At 61.8% G+C, this 18,023-nt stretch carries 21 protein-coding genes; 4 read left to right on the top strand and 17 right to left on the bottom strand.

The annotated features are described in order from the left end of the window. Nucleotides 1–73 precede the first annotated feature (73 nt). From RI518_RS05720 to RI518_RS05705, 4 genes are all read right to left on the bottom strand, one after another. A complete protein-coding gene (locus RI518_RS05720; protein WP_310689587.1) occupies nucleotides 74–1,210 on the bottom strand; it encodes a hypothetical protein in 1,137 nt (378 codons plus the stop codon). Nucleotides 1,211–1,264: 54 nt separating this feature from the next. Then, nucleotides 1,265–2,308 (bottom strand): NAD(P)-dependent alcohol dehydrogenase, encoded by a 1,044-nt coding sequence (locus RI518_RS05715; RefSeq protein ID WP_310689586.1) that lies wholly within the window; start codon nucleotides 2,306–2,308, stop codon nucleotides 1,265–1,267. Nucleotides 2,309–2,340: 32 nt separating this feature from the next. Beyond that, nucleotides 2,341–3,108, bottom strand: coding sequence for a glucose 1-dehydrogenase (locus RI518_RS05710; protein ID WP_310689585.1), 768 nt, complete (start codon nucleotides 3,106–3,108; stop codon nucleotides 2,341–2,343). Between the two features lie 263 nt (nucleotides 3,109–3,371). Further along, a complete protein-coding gene (locus tag RI518_RS05705; protein ID WP_310689584.1) occupies nucleotides 3,372–4,607 on the bottom strand; it encodes an alpha-hydroxy acid oxidase in 1,236 nt (411 codons plus the stop codon). Nucleotides 4,608–4,949: 342 nt separating this feature from the next. On the opposite strand from RI518_RS05705, the gene RI518_RS05700 reads away from it, so the two are divergent. Continuing rightward, the gene (locus tag RI518_RS05700) at nucleotides 4,950–5,804 is read left to right on the top strand and encodes a fumarylacetoacetate hydrolase family protein (protein WP_310672423.1); all 855 of its coding nucleotides are present in this window, start codon (nucleotides 4,950–4,952) and stop codon (nucleotides 5,802–5,804) included. A gap of 13 nt (nucleotides 5,805–5,817) precedes the next feature. Here the strand turns inward: RI518_RS05700 and RI518_RS08055 are convergent, their stop codons facing one another. The 3 genes from RI518_RS08055 to RI518_RS05690 all read right to left on the bottom strand — a co-directional run bounded on the left by RI518_RS08055 (nucleotide 5,818) and on the right by RI518_RS05690 (nucleotide 7,294). Beyond that, complete coding sequence (locus RI518_RS08055) at nucleotides 5,818–6,159, bottom strand: type II toxin-antitoxin system PemK/MazF family toxin (protein WP_397428160.1); 342 nt, start codon at nucleotides 6,157–6,159, stop codon at nucleotides 5,818–5,820. After that, nucleotides 6,156–6,377, bottom strand: a complete 222-nt coding sequence (locus RI518_RS05695) for an antitoxin MazE-like protein (RefSeq protein ID WP_310672421.1) — start codon at nucleotides 6,375–6,377, stop codon at nucleotides 6,156–6,158. Before RI518_RS05695 ends, RI518_RS08055 begins: the two co-directional genes overlap by 4 nt. 173 nt (nucleotides 6,378–6,550) lie before the next feature. Next, nucleotides 6,551–7,294, bottom strand: a complete 744-nt coding sequence (locus RI518_RS05690; protein ID WP_310672085.1) for a nitroreductase — start codon at nucleotides 7,292–7,294, stop codon at nucleotides 6,551–6,553. Between the two features lie 157 nt (nucleotides 7,295–7,451). Between RI518_RS05690 and RI518_RS05685 the strand changes: the two genes are divergently transcribed. Beyond that, on the top strand, nucleotides 7,452–7,925 hold the full coding sequence (locus tag RI518_RS05685; protein WP_310672086.1) for a hypothetical protein: 474 nt from the start codon (nucleotides 7,452–7,454) through the stop codon (nucleotides 7,923–7,925). A 117-nt stretch (nucleotides 7,926–8,042) separates the two neighbouring features. Beyond that, on the top strand, nucleotides 8,043–8,540 hold the full coding sequence (locus RI518_RS05680; protein WP_310689583.1) for a DUF3293 domain-containing protein: 498 nt from the start codon (nucleotides 8,043–8,045) through the stop codon (nucleotides 8,538–8,540). Between the two features lie 69 nt (nucleotides 8,541–8,609). On the opposite strand, the gene RI518_RS05675 is transcribed toward RI518_RS05680, so the two are convergent. After that, nucleotides 8,610–8,996 carry a DUF805 domain-containing protein gene (locus tag RI518_RS05675; protein WP_310672088.1) on the bottom strand — a complete coding sequence of 129 codons (387 nt, stop codon included), beginning with the start codon at nucleotides 8,994–8,996 and terminating at the stop codon, nucleotides 8,610–8,612. Between the two features lie 84 nt (nucleotides 8,997–9,080). Between RI518_RS05675 and RI518_RS05670 the strand changes: the two genes are divergently transcribed. Then, on the top strand, nucleotides 9,081–9,704 hold the full coding sequence (locus RI518_RS05670) for a methyltransferase (RefSeq protein ID WP_310689582.1): 624 nt from the start codon (nucleotides 9,081–9,083) through the stop codon (nucleotides 9,702–9,704). A gap of 32 nt (nucleotides 9,705–9,736) precedes the next feature. On the opposite strand, the gene dapF is transcribed toward RI518_RS05670, so the two are convergent. The 9 genes from dapF to pgsA form a co-directional block, all read right to left on the bottom strand. Further along, complete coding sequence (dapF, locus tag RI518_RS05665; RefSeq protein ID WP_310672090.1) at nucleotides 9,737–10,630, bottom strand: diaminopimelate epimerase; 894 nt, start codon at nucleotides 10,628–10,630, stop codon at nucleotides 9,737–9,739. 79 nt (nucleotides 10,631–10,709) lie between these two features. Further along, complete coding sequence (miaA, locus tag RI518_RS05660) at nucleotides 10,710–11,687, bottom strand: tRNA (adenosine(37)-N6)-dimethylallyltransferase MiaA (RefSeq protein ID WP_310689581.1); 978 nt, start codon at nucleotides 11,685–11,687, stop codon at nucleotides 10,710–10,712. Nucleotides 11,688–11,694: 7 nt separating this feature from the next. Next, on the bottom strand, nucleotides 11,695–13,233 hold the full coding sequence (gene miaB / locus RI518_RS05655) for a tRNA (N6-isopentenyl adenosine(37)-C2)-methylthiotransferase MiaB (protein ID WP_310672115.1): 1,539 nt from the start codon (nucleotides 13,231–13,233) through the stop codon (nucleotides 11,695–11,697). Nucleotides 13,234–13,263: 30 nt separating this feature from the next. Then, nucleotides 13,264–14,133 carry a regulatory protein RecX gene (locus RI518_RS05650; protein ID WP_310689580.1) on the bottom strand — a complete coding sequence of 290 codons (870 nt, stop codon included), beginning with the start codon at nucleotides 14,131–14,133 and terminating at the stop codon, nucleotides 13,264–13,266. Between the two features lie 203 nt (nucleotides 14,134–14,336). After that, nucleotides 14,337–15,503 carry a recombinase RecA gene (gene recA / locus RI518_RS05645; protein WP_310689579.1) on the bottom strand — a complete coding sequence of 389 codons (1,167 nt, stop codon included), beginning with the start codon at nucleotides 15,501–15,503 and terminating at the stop codon, nucleotides 14,337–14,339. A gap of 408 nt (nucleotides 15,504–15,911) precedes the next feature. Beyond that, nucleotides 15,912–16,169: a DUF3046 domain-containing protein gene (locus RI518_RS05640; RefSeq protein ID WP_310689578.1), complete on the bottom strand. Its 258-nt coding sequence runs from the start codon at nucleotides 16,167–16,169 to the stop codon at nucleotides 15,912–15,914. A 42-nt stretch (nucleotides 16,170–16,211) separates the two neighbouring features. Further along, on the bottom strand, nucleotides 16,212–16,532 hold the full coding sequence (locus RI518_RS05635) for a helix-turn-helix transcriptional regulator (protein WP_310672095.1): 321 nt from the start codon (nucleotides 16,530–16,532) through the stop codon (nucleotides 16,212–16,214). A gap of 121 nt (nucleotides 16,533–16,653) precedes the next feature. Then, the gene (locus RI518_RS05630) at nucleotides 16,654–17,265 is read right to left on the bottom strand and encodes a nicotinamide-nucleotide amidohydrolase family protein (protein WP_310689577.1); all 612 of its coding nucleotides are present in this window, start codon (nucleotides 17,263–17,265) and stop codon (nucleotides 16,654–16,656) included. Between the two features lie 45 nt (nucleotides 17,266–17,310). Beyond that, complete coding sequence (gene pgsA, locus RI518_RS05625) at nucleotides 17,311–18,021, bottom strand: CDP-diacylglycerol--glycerol-3-phosphate 3-phosphatidyltransferase (protein WP_310672097.1); 711 nt, start codon at nucleotides 18,019–18,021, stop codon at nucleotides 17,311–17,313. Nucleotides 18,022–18,023: the final 2 nt, after the last annotated feature.

Genomic DNA, 18,023 nt, shown 5'->3' with positions numbered 1-18,023 from the left:
AGGCCTTTTTTCCGAGCTAAAACCGCAAAAAGAACTGACACAAACCTCAAAGATGGAAATGGGCAGAGAGGCTCTAGATACTAAGCCTGGAGTCGAGAAACACGACCACCGACGACTTATTGGGTTTCGCCCGCGGACTATCCAGCCACAACCTGGAGCCCATCATCAGGGTGCCGCCCTCGGCGTCGACCTGGTCGAACACCTTCGGGGCAATGGCTTCTGGGATGTGACCGACCAGCATGTCTCGGATGTAGACAGCGACGGCCTTTCCCGACGGGCTATGCGGGTTGTCTGGGTCACAGCGAAGCTCTGCTTCCACAATGTGTTCGCTTTTGCCCTTCGAGCGAAAGTATTTGCGCAGTGTGGCCATGCTCTCGGGGTGAAACGACTCCCCCACCACATCGATTGTCGCGGGAGACCCCGGCCCGGACCTGCCATCCGGGACGGCTGATTCGCTGCGGTCACCACCCGACGGGGAACCCGTGGCGGGTGTGGCGGGTGTGGCAGTGGCAGCGCGGGCCTGCTGGCGCTGGAACTGCTCCACCGAGGAGCGTGTCGCCCACAGGTGGGATTTGATGAAGTCGACCTGGGCGTGGGCGTCTTTAATCGCGTCAGCGATTTGTTGTTTCGCCGCCTCCACGCCGTGTTCTGCCACGTGCTGGGCGATTTGGAACGCCACCCAGGGGCTTAGTCCGCCTGGGTGAGTGGGAACAATGCCGGACATTTTTTGCCGGTTGGAGACCGCCATTAACACCCCGGAGGATTGAAACGGGGTGGCACCCAGCATTTTGGAAAACGCCCACTCTCTGGTGTGCATGGCACCGACGAACACCACTCGTTGGTTCGAGAACACGGCGTAGCCCTGATCGATTGCCGTCATGTGCTCGGGTGGCGGCGGGCTGACACTGCCACCGGCACCGCCAGTGGCAAAGACACCGGGGGCGACCCGGAAGGTCAGCGCACCGAGGGTGCGCCGGGAGCGCCTGGCGCCCCGGCGGGTTTCTGTGAGGGAGACCCCCTGTGCCTGGTAGACAAACTCTTCGTCGTCATTCATCGCGAGCGCACTGCTGTGTTCGGTGGGGAAGCTCGCGGCCAGTGACTCCAGGGCACGTGCTTGTTGGCGGCCAAACGCCATGGCCCGGGAGCGAAAGAGTTGTCTCCTGACGAAAATGACCCCGGTCACGATGAGTGCCAGGACAATGAGTGACACGAAATCCACTGTGTCTTCTCCCTTTTAGATGGGCTCCAGCCAGGACGTCCGGGGTTAATCCATGTCGATTTGGATTTTCACCGACTCTGGCCGCATGGTCAAAAACGCTTCGACTGCCTCTACAGACTGCTCAAAAGGGTAACGGTCTGTCAGCAGTGGCGTGACGTCAATTTTGCCGGATGCCATCAGAGCGATGGCCCGGTCGTAGACATTTGCATAGCGAAAAACGTGCTGAACCGTAATCTCTTTCACCGAACCCTGGAGGATGTCGTAGTCGATACTCCCTGGCGGGAGGCCCACAAAAACCACTGTGCCTCCGGGGGCTGTGGCATCAAAGACGCTCGCGGCAACCCTCTGATTGCCGCTGCACTCAAAAACGATGTCCGCACCACGACCCGCTGTTTCCGCGCTGACAACTTCTGCCACATTCTGGTCGACAACGTTTATCGCCGTAATCTCCCCCAACGTCTCCGCAAGGGCAAGCTTCTCCGGAACGATGTCGGTAATAAACACGCGCGAACAACCGCCCGCCAAAGCAGCAAGGGCGGTCACCATCCCGATTGTGCCGGCACCGTGGACCACGGCGACATCTCCTGGAGTAATTCGCGCTTTATTGGCAGCGTGGAGGCCCACTGCGAGAGGTTCCACCATTGCACCCTCGGCAAAGGAGACATTGTCTGGCAGCGGGAAGGTAAAGGCGGCGGGGTGTACGACCGTTTTACGCAAGACTCCGTGGACGGGAGGAGTGGCCCAAAATCGAACGTCGGGGTCCAGGTTATAGTGACCCGTTTTTGTTTCGATACTCTCGGGGTTTGGCACCCCCGGTTCCATACACACCCGGTCACCCACCGATAAGTGGGTGACGCCTGACCCGACCTCGATAATCTCTCCGGAGGCTTCGTGGCCGAGGATCAGAGGCTCTCGGACTACAAAGTCGCCGATGGCGCCGTCGGTGTAGTAGTGGACATCGCTCGCGCATATCCCCACCGTTTTGAGGGCGATTCGCACATCGTTCGCACCTAACTCCTCGGTGACGTCGATATCTCGAAGCGCCAACTCACCTTTTTTCTCAACGACAAGTGCACGCATCAGGGCCATTAGTCACAACCTTTCCGGGATTTGCATCCGTTTTAGACGAGGGTGTAGCCGCCGTCGACAAGGAGCACGGATCCCGTCGTGAAGCTCGACCCTTCGCTCGCGAGATAGACGACCGCAGTTCCCAGTTCGTCGGGCATTCCATAGCGCTGCTGGGGCACGTCATCGATCCATCGCGTTTTGAACTGAGGCTCCTCCACGGGAGACATTTCGGTTTTGATGTACCCCGGTGCGATCGCGTTCACTCGAATTCCAAACGGCGCCCACTCCACGGCGAGACTCTTGGTCAACTGGTGCACCGCCGCTTTGGACGAGTTGTAGATGGGTTGCCACTGCGGGCGGTTCACGATCTGGGCCGAGATAGAGCCCACATTGATGATGTTGCCATGACCTTGCTTCTGCATCACTTTCCCCGCGGCCTGGGAGAGGAAGAAAAGCGACTCCATGTTGATCCCCATCACCGCGTGATAGTCCTCGCGGGTCACTTCCAGGGCTGGTTTGTGAATGCAGTCGCCCGCATTGTTTACCAGGACATCCAGTGAGCCCAGCTGGGACACAGTCTCGGAGACCGCTTTGTCCACACCCTCGTCTGTGTTGATGTCCGCTTGAATGAACACGCCTTCGCTGCCGGCTTCATCGATCATCTTCAGAGTCGTTTCGGCCCCGACGGGGTCGCGGCCCACCAGGGCGATCCGAGCGCCGGCTTCGGCCAGCGCGACGGCCAGCGCTTGGCCAATACCGCGGCCGGCGCCCGTCACAACAATGTTCTTCTCGTGTAGTTGAAATTGATCCAGTACTGTCATTTTCTTCTCCCTCTCAACACTGTGCTGTGGTCATCGTCGAAATCTGCACATTGTGGGGCTTAGTCAGCCACACACCCCGCGGGCGCCCCACAAAACATACCGAGGCAGGTCGGTCCATTGCTTCGGTGTGCAATGGGGGCCAGAGCCGGAGCGCCTGAGCGACACGCCCGCTGGATGCTCTGGCCGGAAACCAAACTCACTCCCATGGCCTCACTCTATAGACATCGCGGCGCGGCGGAGCGCCATCCGCCTCCCCGGAGGCATCAGGCGTCTCTTGGTGTCATGCGTCGCAGTTGGGTGACGTGTGCGGGTGTGAGCTCGTCGAGGTGGGTAACCCCCAACAGTCGCATCGTGCGAGCCATTTGCTCGGAGAGAATCTCGAAGGTGCGATTGACCCCGGGTAGGCCTCCGGCCATCAGCCCATACAAATACGCACGCCCCACCATGGTGAACCGTGCCCCCAGGGCCACCGACGCGATAATGTCCGCCCCGGACATGATTCCGGTGTCCAGATGCACTTCAGTGTCTTTCCCGACCGCTTTGACCACCTGAGGCAACAGGTGGAAGGGAATCGGCGCACGATCGAGCTGCCGCCCGCCGTGGTTAGACAACACAATTCCGTCAACGCCGAGTTTCGACACTCGCTTAGCGTCCTCGAGGGTTTGAATACCCTTGACCACGATCTTGCCCGGCCACTGGCTTTTCACCCATTCCAAATCGTCATACGTGACGGTGGGGTCGAACATGAAATCCAGAAGTTCAGCAACCGTGCCATCCCAACTCGACAGCGACGCAAACTCGAGAGGATCTGTGGTGAGGAAATCAAACCACCACCACGGCCGGGGAATCGCATTGACAATCGTCCCCAGCGTCAGCGCCGGAGGAATCGAAAACCCATTCCTCTTATCCCGAAGCCTTGCGCCTGCTACCGGAACATCGACCGTGACCTGGAGGGTGTCAAAACCCGCCTTCCACGCCCGATCCACCAACTCCATCGAACGATCGCGGTCTTTCCACATATACAACTGGAACCACTTGCGCGCATCGGGCCCCGCCGCCTGCACTTCCTCCATCGAACGCGTCCCCATGGTGGAAAGCGAAAAGGGAATACCCCACTGGTCGGCAGCCTGCACCCCGGCAATTTCGCCCTCGGTGTGCATCATCCGGGTGAAACCAGTCGGCGCAATTCCCACCGGCATCGACACCTTCTGGCCCAACACGTCACGAGACAAATCCACCTGGGAGACATCCCGCAGGATCGCGGGATGAAATTCGATGTCTTGGAACGCTTCCCGAGCCCGACCGAGCGACAACTCCGCCTCAGCGGAACCATCCGTGTAATCAAAAGGAGCCTTCGGGGTGCGCCTTTTGGCAATATCTTTTAGATCCCAAATCGTCAGCGCCTTATCCAGGCGCCGCTTGGTCGCATTCGGCTCCCACTTCTTAAACTTCAGCAGCGGTGCAAGGTCTTTAGGCCGGGGGAAACGTCTGGTCGCCATGGTCGGTCTCTTCTCGTGGGGCTCTTTGGGTGGGAATGTAGCGGATCGGGTCACACGCTGTGAGGCACACGGGGTTGCGCGCCTAAACGACATTGTCTAGCCGGCATACTGCCACGAGAACCTTCTCAAATGTCGAGGGCGAGGACACAGTGTCCTCGGCGAGCCACAATATCCTCGCCGAGCCATAGTGTCCTCGCCGTTAACCCTCGGCACTGAGCGCTGTGGCCCGCCGCCGAGGCCATAGTGGCGCACACCATTGTTCTCCTCGCAGGATTTCCTGAATAGTATGGGGGATGCGCCAGCTGGCGTGTTCAAAGAGGTGCATCGCCAGGGGGGAACAGAGTGAAAATCGGTCGAGTGGGCCCTGTGGGGCATGAGATTCCTGTCGTCTTCACCGACGACACCACGGCAGTGGACGTCAGCGCCGTGATTTCGGATTGGTCGCGAGAATCCCTGTCATCGGGTGCTCTGGAAAAGGTCGCCGAGGCGTCGCTGGAGGGTTTCCCCACGATTTCCCTCTCTGGTCAACGAATCGGAGCCCCGGTCGCCCGGCCCACCAAAGTGGTCTGCATCGGCTTGAACTACCGCCGGCACGCAGCAGAAACCGGCGCGACACCGCCGAGCGAACCGGTCATCTTCATGAAAGCCCCAGACTGTGTCGTGGGTCCACACGACGACATCGAAATTCCTCCCGGCTCAGAGAAAACGGACTACGAAGTCGAGCTCGCGATCGTCATGGGCAGCCGGCTTCGTTACGCAGCGAGCGAGGCTCAGGCAATGGACGCCGTACTGGGCTACACCATCTCGCAGGATGTCTCCGAGCGCCACTGGCAAATTGAACGCGGTGGCCAGTGGGACAAAGGAAAAGCCTTCCCCACCTTTAACCCCTGCGGGCCATGGATTGAGACAGACGCCAGTTTTGACCCCCAAAACCAAGCGCTCACGTGCAGCGTCGATGGCGAGACCCGGCAGAGCTCCAACACGAACGACATGATTTTCCCGGTAGCCGAGATTGTTCACTACGTCAGCCAGTGCATGGAGTTATTCCCCGGCGACATCATCAATACCGGCACACCCGAGGGGGTCGGTATGGGGATGGAACCCAAAGGTTATCTCCGCGTCGGCCAGCGAGTGGACACCTCAATTGGATCACTCGGAAGCCTTTCGTCCACGACCGTCGAGGCGCTGAGGTCCTAAGCGACTCAGGGGGCTATCGCGCGGCCTGCTGACCAAACCCCAAGACAAGCCCCAGCGCGTGATTTACGCTTCTCATCTGCGGGCGAGCGAGAGAGCCAATTACTACGCCCAGCTTGGAAGTCGGCACGGCAGTAACTTTGTCGGTCATGATTACGCAGTCTGCCGCCAAGCCGTTGTCAGCGGTCGCCGAGACAGCAAGGCGAATGCGGCCATCGGCGGGACTTGTGGTGGATAGCGGGCACACCACTACTGAACTCAATGCCTCAAGTGCATCGTCTTGGACAATGAGCACCGGCCGTGGTTTTCCTGCATAACCTGAACCGGCTGAGGCGAGAACGAGGTCGCCTCGCCTCACTGATCGTCCTCAGCGAGCGCGTAAACAAACGCCTGGTCGTCAGCAGCACCCGGGTAGGCCTCAATCGCCTGGCATACCGCCGCCAATTCCGCTCGTACTTCGGCGTTACTGGTGTCGGGAAGCCACATCTGAACGGGCTTCAGACCCTCACCCCGAAGGCGTGCGCGGTGGTCGGCCACACGCACGCTCACGCGCCGGTCTCCGCTTCGCTTCGCCATAACCACAAGCGTACATGTAACAATCCGCCCATGTCGAGAGGGTACTTCACGCGGGATTAAACCTTCAGGATTTTTCCACAGCCTGAACCCTAAAACCCGAAGAACAAGTTGAAATCAGAGAACCCGCACGGCCACGCAGGTTACTGACTACTGAAGTTTCCTACCCCCCACGTCTACTTTTGGGAGAGGGGCAGAGCGATGTCCTGAAGCTCGGTCACTGGTGGGACAAACTCGTTGGTGTGGCTTTCGGCCGCATAACCCAGCGACATTCCACACAAGAGTTTGTAGCCCTCTGGCACATCAAATTCATCACGAATGGGACCCGACCAGAACGCGAGAAACCCCTGTGCGCAGGTGTCGAGCCCGCGGGCTTTAGCCGAGAGCATCAGCGTTTGCATGAAGTGGCCGGCATCGAGTGGGGAGTAGACCCCCATGCCTTTGCGGGCAAAGAAAAACAGCCCTACCGGCGCACCAAAAAAGCGCATATTGCGTCGAATCTGTTCGTTTCTCGCCTCGACGTCACCGCGCGCGACACCAAGGTGGGAAAAGAGCGCTTTACCCAGCTGGACCTGCCGGGCGCGAAGATCATCCGGGTAGGTAATGGGGATTCGAAAATCACTGCGGAGGAGGCTCAGCGCACTGAGGCCCCCCTTCAGTCGGGTGCGAAGCTTCGGGCTTCTGGTGCGCATGATGTCATCGAAGCGACCGAGGAGTTTCTGCGAAATGCGCTCCTTGACCTCTCCCGTTGCCACCGCGACTCGGTAGGGGCGAGTGTTGGACCAGCTGGGGGCACTCAGTGCCTCCTGGAGGACCTCGTCGAGGAGCTCAGGAGCCACCGGGGTGTCCAGAAAATCCCTGGTGCTGCGGCGTGAGTGGGTCAGCTCACTGAACATCTGTGCCTGTTTGTTCGTCGCCATTTCGCTCCTTCAACCAGCGGGCTATGGTGACCTCACCGGGTCCTCTCCCAGTGTGACAGCACGCCACGCGATGTGGGGTGTCGGTGGTCGTGCCTAGCGTGAGGGTTACTCAGATAACGGCCCACGAGGTGTGGGCTCCTTGGCCGGAGGGATAGTGATGAGTTTGTATCTGTTGGCAGGACAATTCCTGCACATTGTGCGAGAGCCCCAATACCCCGAGCTCGTGACCCTGCTCGCCGAAGACCGCGCGATGCTCGAGGGGGCCCACCCGGGCGGCCCAGGCGCCGTGAGTCACTCCTTTGACTCCTCATTGCCCTACGCCCTGCACGTGGAGCGCTGGGCGCTGCCCCGGGAGTTCTGGTCGCTTCGAGAATCCGAGATTCCGCGACTTGCACAACCAGTCACCCCGGAGCCGCTGTGCTGGCGCTTCGAAGGGCTCCGGCGGAGCAGCCCACCCGCCGCAGACGACACCGCGCAGTCGGCCCCCACCGAGGAAGTCACCGGCTTTATCGCCTTGGCCGATATGGGCTGGGCCCGTAGCCAACTCCAGGCAGAACTGGAGAGCGTGGGCTTTTATCCGTGGTTTGTCGACGAGACCGCGGGCCTCCCCGTGAAAAAACATCGCCGCTAAAGCGCCCACCACACACGCCGCCCCCCATCGACCACCCCTATCGGCCGGACCCATCACGCCACCCCCATCGGCCCACACCCCTCCCCTTCTGGGGTGTGGGCCGATTACTCTAAGGGGATGGATAGCGCCTCGCTCGAAGAGCTGTATTTCGCCACGGTGTTGGAACTCGCCGATCACCGCGGTCACTATTGGCGGATCACACCCACCCTCCTCGAGGGTGACGACGCGTCTCGCGTCCTCTCTCCCCACACCGAGGCGTTTATCCTCACCGCAGAAAACCCCGAATCGGCGGGACAATTCTCGCCGGAAGAAAACGCGGCCGCCACGGCGAGCCTCGCCCACGAATTGGACCACGCGAGTGTGGTGGTCAGAGCGTGTCCCGGGTATTCACTCGAATCAGACCACGTCGAGCCGGGCTTTGCCCTCTTGGCAAACCCCGATGATGCCCCTGCGCTGCGCGACTACACGATGAGTCTCGCCCGAAGCTATCGGCAAAACGCGATTTTCCATCTCACCAGCCGGGGCCTCGGCCTCATCGGAGTACTCCGCCCCGAACTACAGGGCTTCCGGGAGGTTCAGATCACCCCGAGCAGTAGCCCCGTCACAGCGGCCTAATCCAATCCGGCCCTTTTCACACTGACCCCGCTCACACCGGGCCCGTTCGGCCACGGTGCGTGGGGCCGTCTAGGCCGAGGCGGTCGGCGGCACCCGTCCGGGTGGGACGTCGGTGACGACTCGGGGTGTGGCCTGGGGTGGCTGGGCGAAGAGGACGGCGAGCACAATGAGCCCGACGATGGGCAGTAGGAGGAAGAATAACCAGGCCCAACTCAGACCGGCATCGCGCAGACGCCGCACCCCCACCGCCAACGAGGGCACGATGACGGCGAAAAACCACGCTCCGGACAGGCCCGCAAAGATCGAACTGGTCCCGAAGGAGACGAGGGTGCTAAAAAGCGTGAACCACCAAAACTCTGATCGTGAGGCGCGCCCGGTAAATTCCGCGTATTTACGAAACACACTCTGAATCGCTTCACCAAAATTGAGCGCGGGGGCGGGAGTCATCGTTGTCATGGCTCCAGGATATGCCTGCACCCTTGGTGCAGGCTTGGACGCTTCTGACGAGCCTTGGGCGATGACAGAAGTAGTCTTAAGGCTGTGGCGAGCGAGCACTACTTCTCAGAAGACCCCGACTCAGCCCGCCACGAACGAACGCTCTCTGTGGAGTTGGCCGGATCGAGAGTGTCGCTCCAGACCCTCTCCGGTACTTTCTCGCCGGAGGGATTAGACCGCGGCACGGCCGCACTGCTTCGCCACGTCCCGCCGCCACGCGGGCAGACAATGGTGGACGTCGGCTGTGGCTGGGGTCCGCTCGCGCTGACGATGGCCATGATGGCTCCGGAGGCCAGAGTGTATGCGGTGGATGTCAACAGCCGAGCCCTCGAGGCCTGTGCGTCAAACGCCACCGCACTGGGTCTTTCGAGCATTGAGGTGTTCTCCCCCGATCAGTGGCAGGAGTACTCCCCCGCTCCCGGTGCCATCGACACACTGTGGTCGAACCCGCCGATTCGAATCGGAAAACCTGCCCTGCACGAGCTTCTTCGCACCTGGCTCGACCGGCTTGCCCCCGAGGGGGAAGCCTGGCTTGTGGTCTCCAAAAGCCTCGGCGCAGAATCGCTACTTCGCTGGCTAAACACCGAACACGGGGGCGCCTTCTACGCCACCCGGGAAGCCCGCGATAAGGGGTTTTGGATTCTCCGGGTCACCCGCCAGGCGGACTAACCACACACCACGCTGTGGCGTGGTGTGTGGTGTTAGATCTCCACCTCGCAGTGAAACACGCGCTGTGCGGGACCGGATAGTGCCACGTGTTCACCCTCTTCTGTGGGGAACATTCGCACCGAGAGTTGTCCACCAGGGACATCGACTCGCCAGTGGTGTGGAGCCATGTCTCCGACAAAGTGCCGGGCGGCGAGGGCGGCGGTGGCTGCACCCGTGCCACAGGAGAGGGTTTCTCCCACACCGCGCTCAAACACACGCATTCGAATGTGTCCCACACCGTCGGTGACCAACGGTTCTTGGGGGACCACAAACTCGACGTTGATGCCGTCTTCTGGAACGGGTCGCACATCGGGCAGTGCCGATAAATCCAAGGCGTCGAGTTCTTCATTACTGGCCAGAATGACCACCGCGTGCGGGTTTGGCACAGTCAGTCGCAGTGCAGGTCGGGGCACATCGAGGCCTGGCACGTGCACGAGGGTGTCGGTGTCGACCAGGCGCCAGCGGCCCAAATCGACCTGATAGTGGCCACTGGCCGAGACGGTCACATCGCGCACCCCACCTCGGGTCGCTACCGGCAGAGTCTGGCCGGGGGTGAGGCTCACCAGGCTGTGTCGCACCAAAAAGTCCACAAAGACCCGGATTCCGTTTCCGCACATCTCGGCGAGTGAACCATCAGCGTTTCGATAGTCCATAAACCAGGTCGCTTCGGGTTCACTGGCCAAGAGCCCCTGAACCTCCGGGGAGTCCGCACTCCGCGCGGCGCGAAGGATCCCGTCTGCTCCCACCCCGCGATGTCGATCGCAGAGGGCTTGGACCTGTTCGACGCTCAGATCGTGGAGGCCGTCGGGGTCGGCAAAGACCACGAAGTCGTTACCCGTCCCGTGGGCTTTTTCCACCTGGAGGGTCTGGGGGGGAGTCGATGCCATACCCCGAGCCTACAAAGCCCCAGCCGCTAAAGCCCCAGCCACTGTGGTGAGCGGCGGGGACATCCACTTAGCCAGGCACTTAGCCAGGGGACTCGTGGGTCTGGAGAAAATACTCCACGGCCTGCTCGGTGAGCTCCGGTGCACTGGCGTTTAGCCAGTGCACGTTGCCATCTCGTCGAAACCACGACATTTGCTTCCTGGCGTATCTCCTGGTGTGTTGAGCCACCTGCTCTCGTGCCTCGTCCTCTGACAGCTCGCCGTCTAAGTAGTCAATGACTTCCCGGTACCCGATGGCTTGCGCCGCCGTTTTGCCAAGCCCACCCTCTCGCAGGGTGCGCACCTCTTCGACGAGACCGCGCTGCCACATCTGACCCACTCGCTCATCGAGGCGGGCATCCAACCACTCCCATGGACCCGCCAGTCCCACCAGGGTGCACGAGTCATACCACCACTGGCCCCTCGCCTCCAGGCTGACGCTGGGCGGCTCACCGGTGAGCTCCATGACCTCGAGTGCCCGCACCACCCGGCGGGGGTTCTGCAGGTCGAGCACACCGGCCACTTCGGGGTCTTTCTGCCTCAGCTGGGCCACCAGAGCGGCCAACCCCTCCTGCTCGAGTTCGGCCTCCAGGCGCTGGCGAATGTCGGGCTCGTGGCCGGGAAAGCGAAAGTCATAGAGCACCGACGAGACGTAGAGGCCAGAGCCTCCCACTAACAGCGGAATAACTCCGCGCTGGGACATCTCGTCGATGGTGCTCCGGGCTCGTCGCTGATAGTCCTCGACACTGGCCTCCACCGTGGGCTCCCAGACATCGAGTAGGTGGTGGGGCACCTCCACACGCTCTGTGGCACTGGCTTTTGCCGTGCCAATGTCCATCCCCCGGTAGAGCTGCATGGCATCGGCGCTCACCACCTCCACACGAAGCCCGCGGGTCGACGCCGCCTTCGCCACGGCGAGAGCCGTGGCGGTCTTGCCCGTCCCCGTCGGACCCACCAGCGCCCACAGCGGGGAGCCAGCGGCCTGCCCTGCTGCCTGGCGGGCCGGCTGCTGTGTGGCCACCACCGGCCTACTGGTCTCGTCGACGGATGGGCAAACCCAGAGAAACGGGCGTCGATGACGCAGTCGCTGCGGTGGGAGCCCCGCAGGATTCGGCTTGAGCCCGGTCGTAGGCGTCACCGGCTCGGGTCCGCCGCACCGAAAAGCCCTCTGAGCCCTGCGGGTCGGCGATGAGGAAAAACGGCCTCGCATCGCTCACGGTGGCGTCCATCACATCACCCGGTCGGGGTGGTTCTTGACCGTCGACTAATCCGACGTGGACTAGGCGACCGTCTTGTGCACGACCGGAGACCCGGTGGGTGTCGTCGTTTTTTCGCCCTTCACCGGTCGCGATCAGGACCTCGACATCACGGCCTAGCTGACGGCTGTTTTCCTGCCAGGACATCTCGTCTTGCAGCGCCACCAGGCGCTCGAAGCGCTCCTGGACGACCTCTTTGGGCACCTGGTCGGGCATTGTCGCCGCCGGGGTTCCCGGTCGAATCGAGTACTGGAAGGTGTAGGCACTGGCGAAGCGGGCTTTTCGCACCACTTCGAGGGTGTCTTCGAAATCCTTTTCGGTTTCGCCGGGAAATCCGACGATGATGTCGGTCGTAATCGCGGCGTGGGGAATTTTTTCCCGCACCCGATCCAAAATGCCCAAGAACTTCTCACTGCGGTAACTGCGCCGCATCGCTTTCAAAATGGAATCCGAGCCGGACTGCAGGGGCATGTGCAGCTGTGGCATCACGCTGGGTGTCTCGGCCATCGCATCGATCACGTCGTCGGTGAACGCCGCCGGGTGCGGACTGGTGAAGCGAATCCGCTCGAGCCCCTCGATTTCACCAGCGGCGCGTAACAACTTGCCAAAAGCCCCCCGGTCACCAAATTCCACACCGTAGGTGTTGACGTTTTGGCCGAGCAGGGTCACCTCCAGTGCACCGTCATCGACCAGGGCCTGGACTTCCCGGAGGATGTCGCCGGGACGGCGGTCTTTTTCCTTTCCGCGCAGGCTCGGCACGATGCAAAAGGTGCAGGTGTTGTTACAGCCCACAGAAATGCTCACCCAGCCCGAGTAAGTGCTCTCTCGTTTCGTCGGCAGCGTCGAAGGGAAGACTTCGAGGGCCTCGAGGATTTCCACCTCTGCTTGCTGGTTGTGCCGGGAGCGCTCCAACAGGGTCGGCAGCGAACCCATGTTGTGTGTCCCAAAGACCACGTCCACCCAGGGGGCGCGCTCCACAATGCCCGACTGATCTTTTTGGGCGAGGCAACCGCCCACGGCAATCTGCATTCCAGGCTTTTCGCGTTTTTTCTCGGCGAGGTGGCCAAGGGTCCCATAGAGCTTGTTATCGGCGTTTTCTCGAACCGCACACGTGTTGATCACGATGACGTCCGCCTCTTCGCCGGTGGCTGCTTCGTGGAAACCAGCCGCCTCGAGTGAACCGGCCATCCGTTCCGAGTCGTGCACGTTCATCTGACAGCCAAACGTGCGCACTTCGTAGCTTCGACCCGCTCCAAAAGCCTGAGCCGTCGGTGGCAGAGTCTTCTCCTGCACGGCAGCCTGCGTGTCCATACTCACACTGACAGTCTAAAACCCGTTGGCTTAACTACTCCCCCGCGAGCTACCTCGCGAATTACCCCGCGAATTACCCCGCGAACCCCACTGCCCCCGACTAGACAGTCTGGTCACTCGCGCTCCCTCAGCCACGCCCAGGTTCCCTCCTGGGCCGGAATCTGACGCGGCACCCGAATCGGGGTCCCAGCCGCCTTCGGGTTCATCGACGACGAGGTCGACCACCCGATACACATCGGGTCCTTGATAACCGCGGCGGGCAAGAAAACCCACCAATCGACGCACTTGAACGGCCCGGTCCAAGCCCCGAAGGACGCGCATTCGTGAGCGGGCGAGCTCCTCCAGGGTGTCGTCATCGACCTCATCCAAACCGGCAGCGACCTGGTCGATGATTCCCCGTGGGATACGCCTCTTCACGAGTGCTTGCTTAATGCCCACCGGACCCATTTTTTTCGATTCGCTGAGGCCCCGCGCGATGTCTTCGGCCAACTGCGCGTCATTGATCAAACCCTCTGACACCAGCCGGTCAATGACCTGGTCTACTGCTGGGCGCTCCACACCGCGATCGGCGAGCTTTTGTCGAAGCTCGGCCTCTGAACGAGCCCTCGCTGCCAAACTGCGCAGGGCGATATGCCGGGCCGTGGTGAGCGCGGATTCAGCCGCTGACTCCTCATCGGCATCACCCTCGACCGAGACACCCGCTTCGGCATCTAACGCAGCGACATCGAACAGCGCGGCATCTGAGGGTGTCGCATCTGCGGATTCCACACCTGCCGGCCCACCGTCTGCCAACCCCGCCATGGCGCGCGCCTGCTGCAAGTCGATCAGCTGGCCTGGCCACTGCGTGGCAGTGTCCGCATCAGCTGGCTCTTGTGCGACCGGCTCTTGTGTAACAGACACGTCAGCTGAACTCGACTCCGCCCCTATGTTCCCGGCTGGATTGTGTTCGGCCGGTTGATCCTGCGGGAGTGAGTGCTGAACGGGGCTTTCCTCAACGAGGGACTGCTCTGTCTGGACTAGGCCAGGGAAGGCAATGACTTCTGCCACGCCTTCCCCCGCCGTGTCCTTCGGTGACTGTGTCATAACCGTGAGCTACCGACGCCCTACGCGCTTTTCTCGGCGCGCTTTTCTTCCAGTGATTCCACCGGCGCTTCGGCAGCGGCCTCGTCTTGAGTGGCCGTGTCTTTAGTGGCCGTGTCTTTACCGGCGGCTTTGGGCGACTGGGCCCCTGTTCCATCGGCGCCGGTGACTTCTGCGACGTTGTCACCCGTGATTTGGGCGATGCCCAACTGCTCGAGGATGCGACGTTCGATTTCGTTGGCGATTTCGGGGTGCTCCAGCAGGTAGCGACGGGCGTTTTCTTTACCCTGACCCAGCTGATCGCCCTCGTAGGTGAACCAGGCGCCGGATTTGCGCACCAGGTTGTGTTCGACACCAAAGTCGATGAGGCTTCCCTCGCGAGAGATACCGATGCCGTAAATAATGTCGAACTCGGCTTGCTTGAACGGCGGCGCCATCTTGTTTTTCACCACTTTGACTCGGGTGCGGTTACCCACCGCATCGGAGCCCTCTTTCAGGGTTTCGATGCGTCGAATGTCGAGGCGTACGGAGGCGTAGAACTTGAGGGCTTTACCCCCCGAGGTGGTCTCGGGGCTTCCGAAGAAGACACCGATCTTTTCGCGCAACTGGTTGATGAAGATCATCGTGGTGCCGGTGGCGTTGAGACCACCGGTGAGTTTCCGAAGCGCCTGGCTCATCAGCCGGGCCTGCAAGCCCACGTGACTATCGCCCATTTCGCCTTCGATTTCGGCGCGGGGCACCAGGGCGGCGACCGAGTCGATGACGACGAGGTCGACCGAACCGGAGCGGACCAACATGTCGGCAATTTCGAGTGCCTGCTCACCGGTGTCGGGTTGGCTGACCAGCAGCTCGTCGATGTTCACCCCGAGGCTTTTGGCGTATTCCGGGTCCAGTGCGTGCTCGGCGTCGACAAACGCCGCGATACCACCCTGGGCTTGAGCGTTGGCGATGGCGTGCAGGGTCAGGGTTGTTTTACCCGACGATTCCGGTCCATAAATTTCGGTGATGCGCCCTCTGGGCAGACCTCCCACTCCGAGGGCAACGTCAAGGGCAATGGAACCGGTGGGGATGACGGCGACGGGGGCGCGTTCTTCCGAACCCAGGCGCATCACCGAGCCTTTTCCAAACTGGCGGTCGATCTGTGCAAGGGCGGCGTCGAGCGCCTTCTCGCGGTCGGAATTTTGGGTCATGGTGACTTACTCCTCGCTCATTGTGGGTGGCTGCCTATCGGCTGTCGTCCTCCGCGCGGCCCCGTAAGGCCCGTGGTCTCTCGACAAGGCGGTGGGGTGTAACAGAAGCGGCCCCACGCTAACCCGCCACCCCCGACACTCGCGGTTCAAGCGGACTTCTGTGGGAAACAACAGACCGTTACTCCCTGGGGACGAGGCTAGTGCCATTCGAACGAATATTCGAACAGTTGTTCCACGGCGTGTCGCTCGCCCGACCACCGCGGCGAGAATCAGACACACTCAGCCGCCCTCTACCCTGCGGTTTCTGCCCCGCTCCCCGCTCCCACGGCACAGGACTTCGAGGGCATAGTGCTGAGGGCATAGTGCTGAGGGCATAGTGCTGAGGGCATAGTGCTGAGGACTGAGGACCTAACCCTCAGCCGTTACCCCTTCTTGCGATGGCGCCTCGGGCGGTGTGGCGATCCCGACGCCGTATCGACGGGGAGGGGCGACATCCATTTCGTCACACAGCGCCCGCCACACCGCAGCGGGAGCATCGCCCCGGCCGAGCGCTTCGGTGGCGGTCACTCCGCCGAGTGCGCGCATCACCAGTTCGCGCACCAGGGTGCGCCCGGTGGTGTCGCCGAACTCGTCGGCCACCGCTCGATCGAACTCGCTGCGCGTCACCGTGTGTGGAAGACCCATCTCGCGCCAGGCACTGCCCGGGCGTTAGCGCTGGCTTGCTCCCACGGGACCGAGGTCGCGGTAGAGCTCGTCGGGCAGGGTGTCTGGCACGTCGGAGACCGGGGTGAGCTCTTCAAAGACGGCGAGACGCTCGCCCACTTCGACCAAGATTTCTGACAGCGGTGACTCGAGGGCCTCCGCGATGGCTTGCAGCACTTCACTGCTGGCTTCTTTTTGACCGCGCTCGATTTCGCTGAGGTAACCAAGGGCGACGTTTGCACTCCCCGCGACCTGGCGCAGGGTCTTTCCACGCGACAAACGGTAATCACGTAACACATCACCAATTTCGTGTCTCATCAACACCACGGGGAACACCTCCTTCTTCGAGCCGTGGACAATACTCTAACCAGTTTTGCTTAGCGCCAGTCGGGTAAAACCCTGTGACCATTCTGTGTAGCTACTGAAGATAACGGTGCGCGGCGAGGTTTTATTCCCGCGCATTACCCGCCTGCGACTCGATCGCACGCTGCAACAGTCCCAGTGCGTGCGAGACGGTCTCTGTGCGCACGAGCTCGCGTGAGCCGACCAGGTCCAGACGCTCACTCCACGCCGTTCCATCCGGAGCGACCACCGCGATATAGACCACACCGGCGGGAGCACCAGAAACCGGGTCCGGATCCGGACCCGCCACCCCGGTCGTCGATACCCCCCACACTCCCGCAGGCCCCGAGGCCGCCGCGCCGTTGTTACCGCCAGTGTTACCACCGGTGTTACCACCGATGTCACCACCGGAGTCCACACCGAGGGCGCGGGTCACCCCGCGCGCCATCTCGAGGGCAACGGCCTCACTGACGGCGCCCGTGGTGTTGAGGGTGTCGCGGCTCACTGCCAAAAGGTGGGCTTTTACTGAACTGTCGTAGGCGACTACGCCACCGAGGACCACGGCGGAGGCGCCGGCAATGGACACCAGCGCGGAACACAGACCACCCCCGGTGAGCGACTCCGCACACGCCACCCGCTCCCCACGCGCGCGCAGCAGATCGATCACGACGGCCGGGTCACCCGCTGCCAGTGCTTCTGCCGACACTTCTCCTGCCATTCTTGACCCCGGGTCATCGGATTCCGCCTGCATCGACGACCCCGATTACGCGGTGGTCGACTCGGGTGGGCCGTTGCTGGCCGCTGGGTCAGCACTGCCCTCCGGGCCGGTCAGTCGATCACCGCGCAACGCGCGGATGAGGTAATCGAGGCCGGTAATCACGGTCAGTGCCACGGCGACGACCATCAGGGCGTCGTTCACCACGAAGATCCAATCGCCAAGGATCAACCAGGTGGGCGCGAGCCAGAAGCCGAGCGCGACGGCCTGGGAGATGGTTTTTGCTTTCCCACCGCGCGAGGCGGGGATAATCCTGTTTTGAGCCACCAGTAGGCGAAATACCGTGATGCCCAATTCGCGGCCCAACACCACAATGACCACCCACCAGGGCAGTTCGGCCAGGAGCGCCAAACCCACAAACGCGGCCCCGGTCAGTGCCTTATCGGCGACCGGATCGAGTAGGACCCCAGAGCTTGTCACCAAGTTTCGACGCCTGGCGAGGGCCCCGTCGATACCGTCGGTGGAAATGGCGATGACAAATACGGCCGCGGCCAGCCAGCGCCACAGCCCCCACTGGCCATCGTCGATGAGTAACCACCAGAGCACCAGCGGGGCAAAACCGATGCGGATCACGGTGATGATGTTGGCGAGGTTCCCGGCACTAACTGGCCCGTCTCCACCGGCGAGCACACGGCCACGAAAGCGCGCGGCACCTCGGGCACCCGAGCCGGTGTCGGCAGAAGCTGTCTTATCCGTCACCG

Source organism: Pontimonas sp. (assembly GCF_031581085.1).
GTDB lineage: Bacteria > Actinomycetota > Actinomycetes > Actinomycetales > Microbacteriaceae > Pontimonas.
Note: the sequence above shows the minus strand (reverse complement) of the source record. Positions and strands in the feature narration are given on the sequence as shown.

Bases quoted from the DNA above. Each gene is read 5' to 3' on its own strand.
- RI518_RS05715 (WP_310689586.1), bottom strand. From the start codon at position 2,308: ATGGCCCTGATGCGTGCACTTGTCGTTGAGAAAAAAGGTGAGTTGGCG.
- RI518_RS05710 (WP_310689585.1), bottom strand. From the start codon at position 3,108: ATGACAGTACTGGATCAATTTCAACTACACGAGAAGAACATTGTTGTG.
- RI518_RS05705 (WP_310689584.1), bottom strand. From the start codon at position 4,607: ATGGCGACCAGACGTTTCCCCCGGCCTAAAGACCTTGCACCGCTGCTG.
- RI518_RS05695 (WP_310672421.1), bottom strand. From the start codon at position 6,377: ATGGCGAAGCGAAGCGGAGACCGGCGCGTGAGCGTGCGTGTGGCCGAC.
- RI518_RS05690 (WP_310672085.1), bottom strand. From the start codon at position 7,294: ATGGCGACGAACAAACAGGCACAGATGTTCAGTGAGCTGACCCACTCA.
- RI518_RS05685 (WP_310672086.1), top strand. From the start codon at position 7,452: ATGAGTTTGTATCTGTTGGCAGGACAATTCCTGCACATTGTGCGAGAG.
- RI518_RS05680 (WP_310689583.1), top strand. From the start codon at position 8,043: ATGGATAGCGCCTCGCTCGAAGAGCTGTATTTCGCCACGGTGTTGGAA.
- RI518_RS05675 (WP_310672088.1), bottom strand. From the start codon at position 8,996: ATGACAACGATGACTCCCGCCCCCGCGCTCAATTTTGGTGAAGCGATT.
- dapF (WP_310672090.1), bottom strand. From the start codon at position 10,630: ATGGCATCGACTCCCCCCCAGACCCTCCAGGTGGAAAAAGCCCACGGG.
- miaB (WP_310672115.1), bottom strand. From the start codon at position 13,233: ATGGACACGCAGGCTGCCGTGCAGGAGAAGACTCTGCCACCGACGGCT.
- recA (WP_310689579.1), bottom strand. From the start codon at position 15,503: ATGACCCAAAATTCCGACCGCGAGAAGGCGCTCGACGCCGCCCTTGCA.
- RI518_RS05630 (WP_310689577.1), bottom strand. From the start codon at position 17,265: ATGGCAGGAGAAGTGTCGGCAGAAGCACTGGCAGCGGGTGACCCGGCC.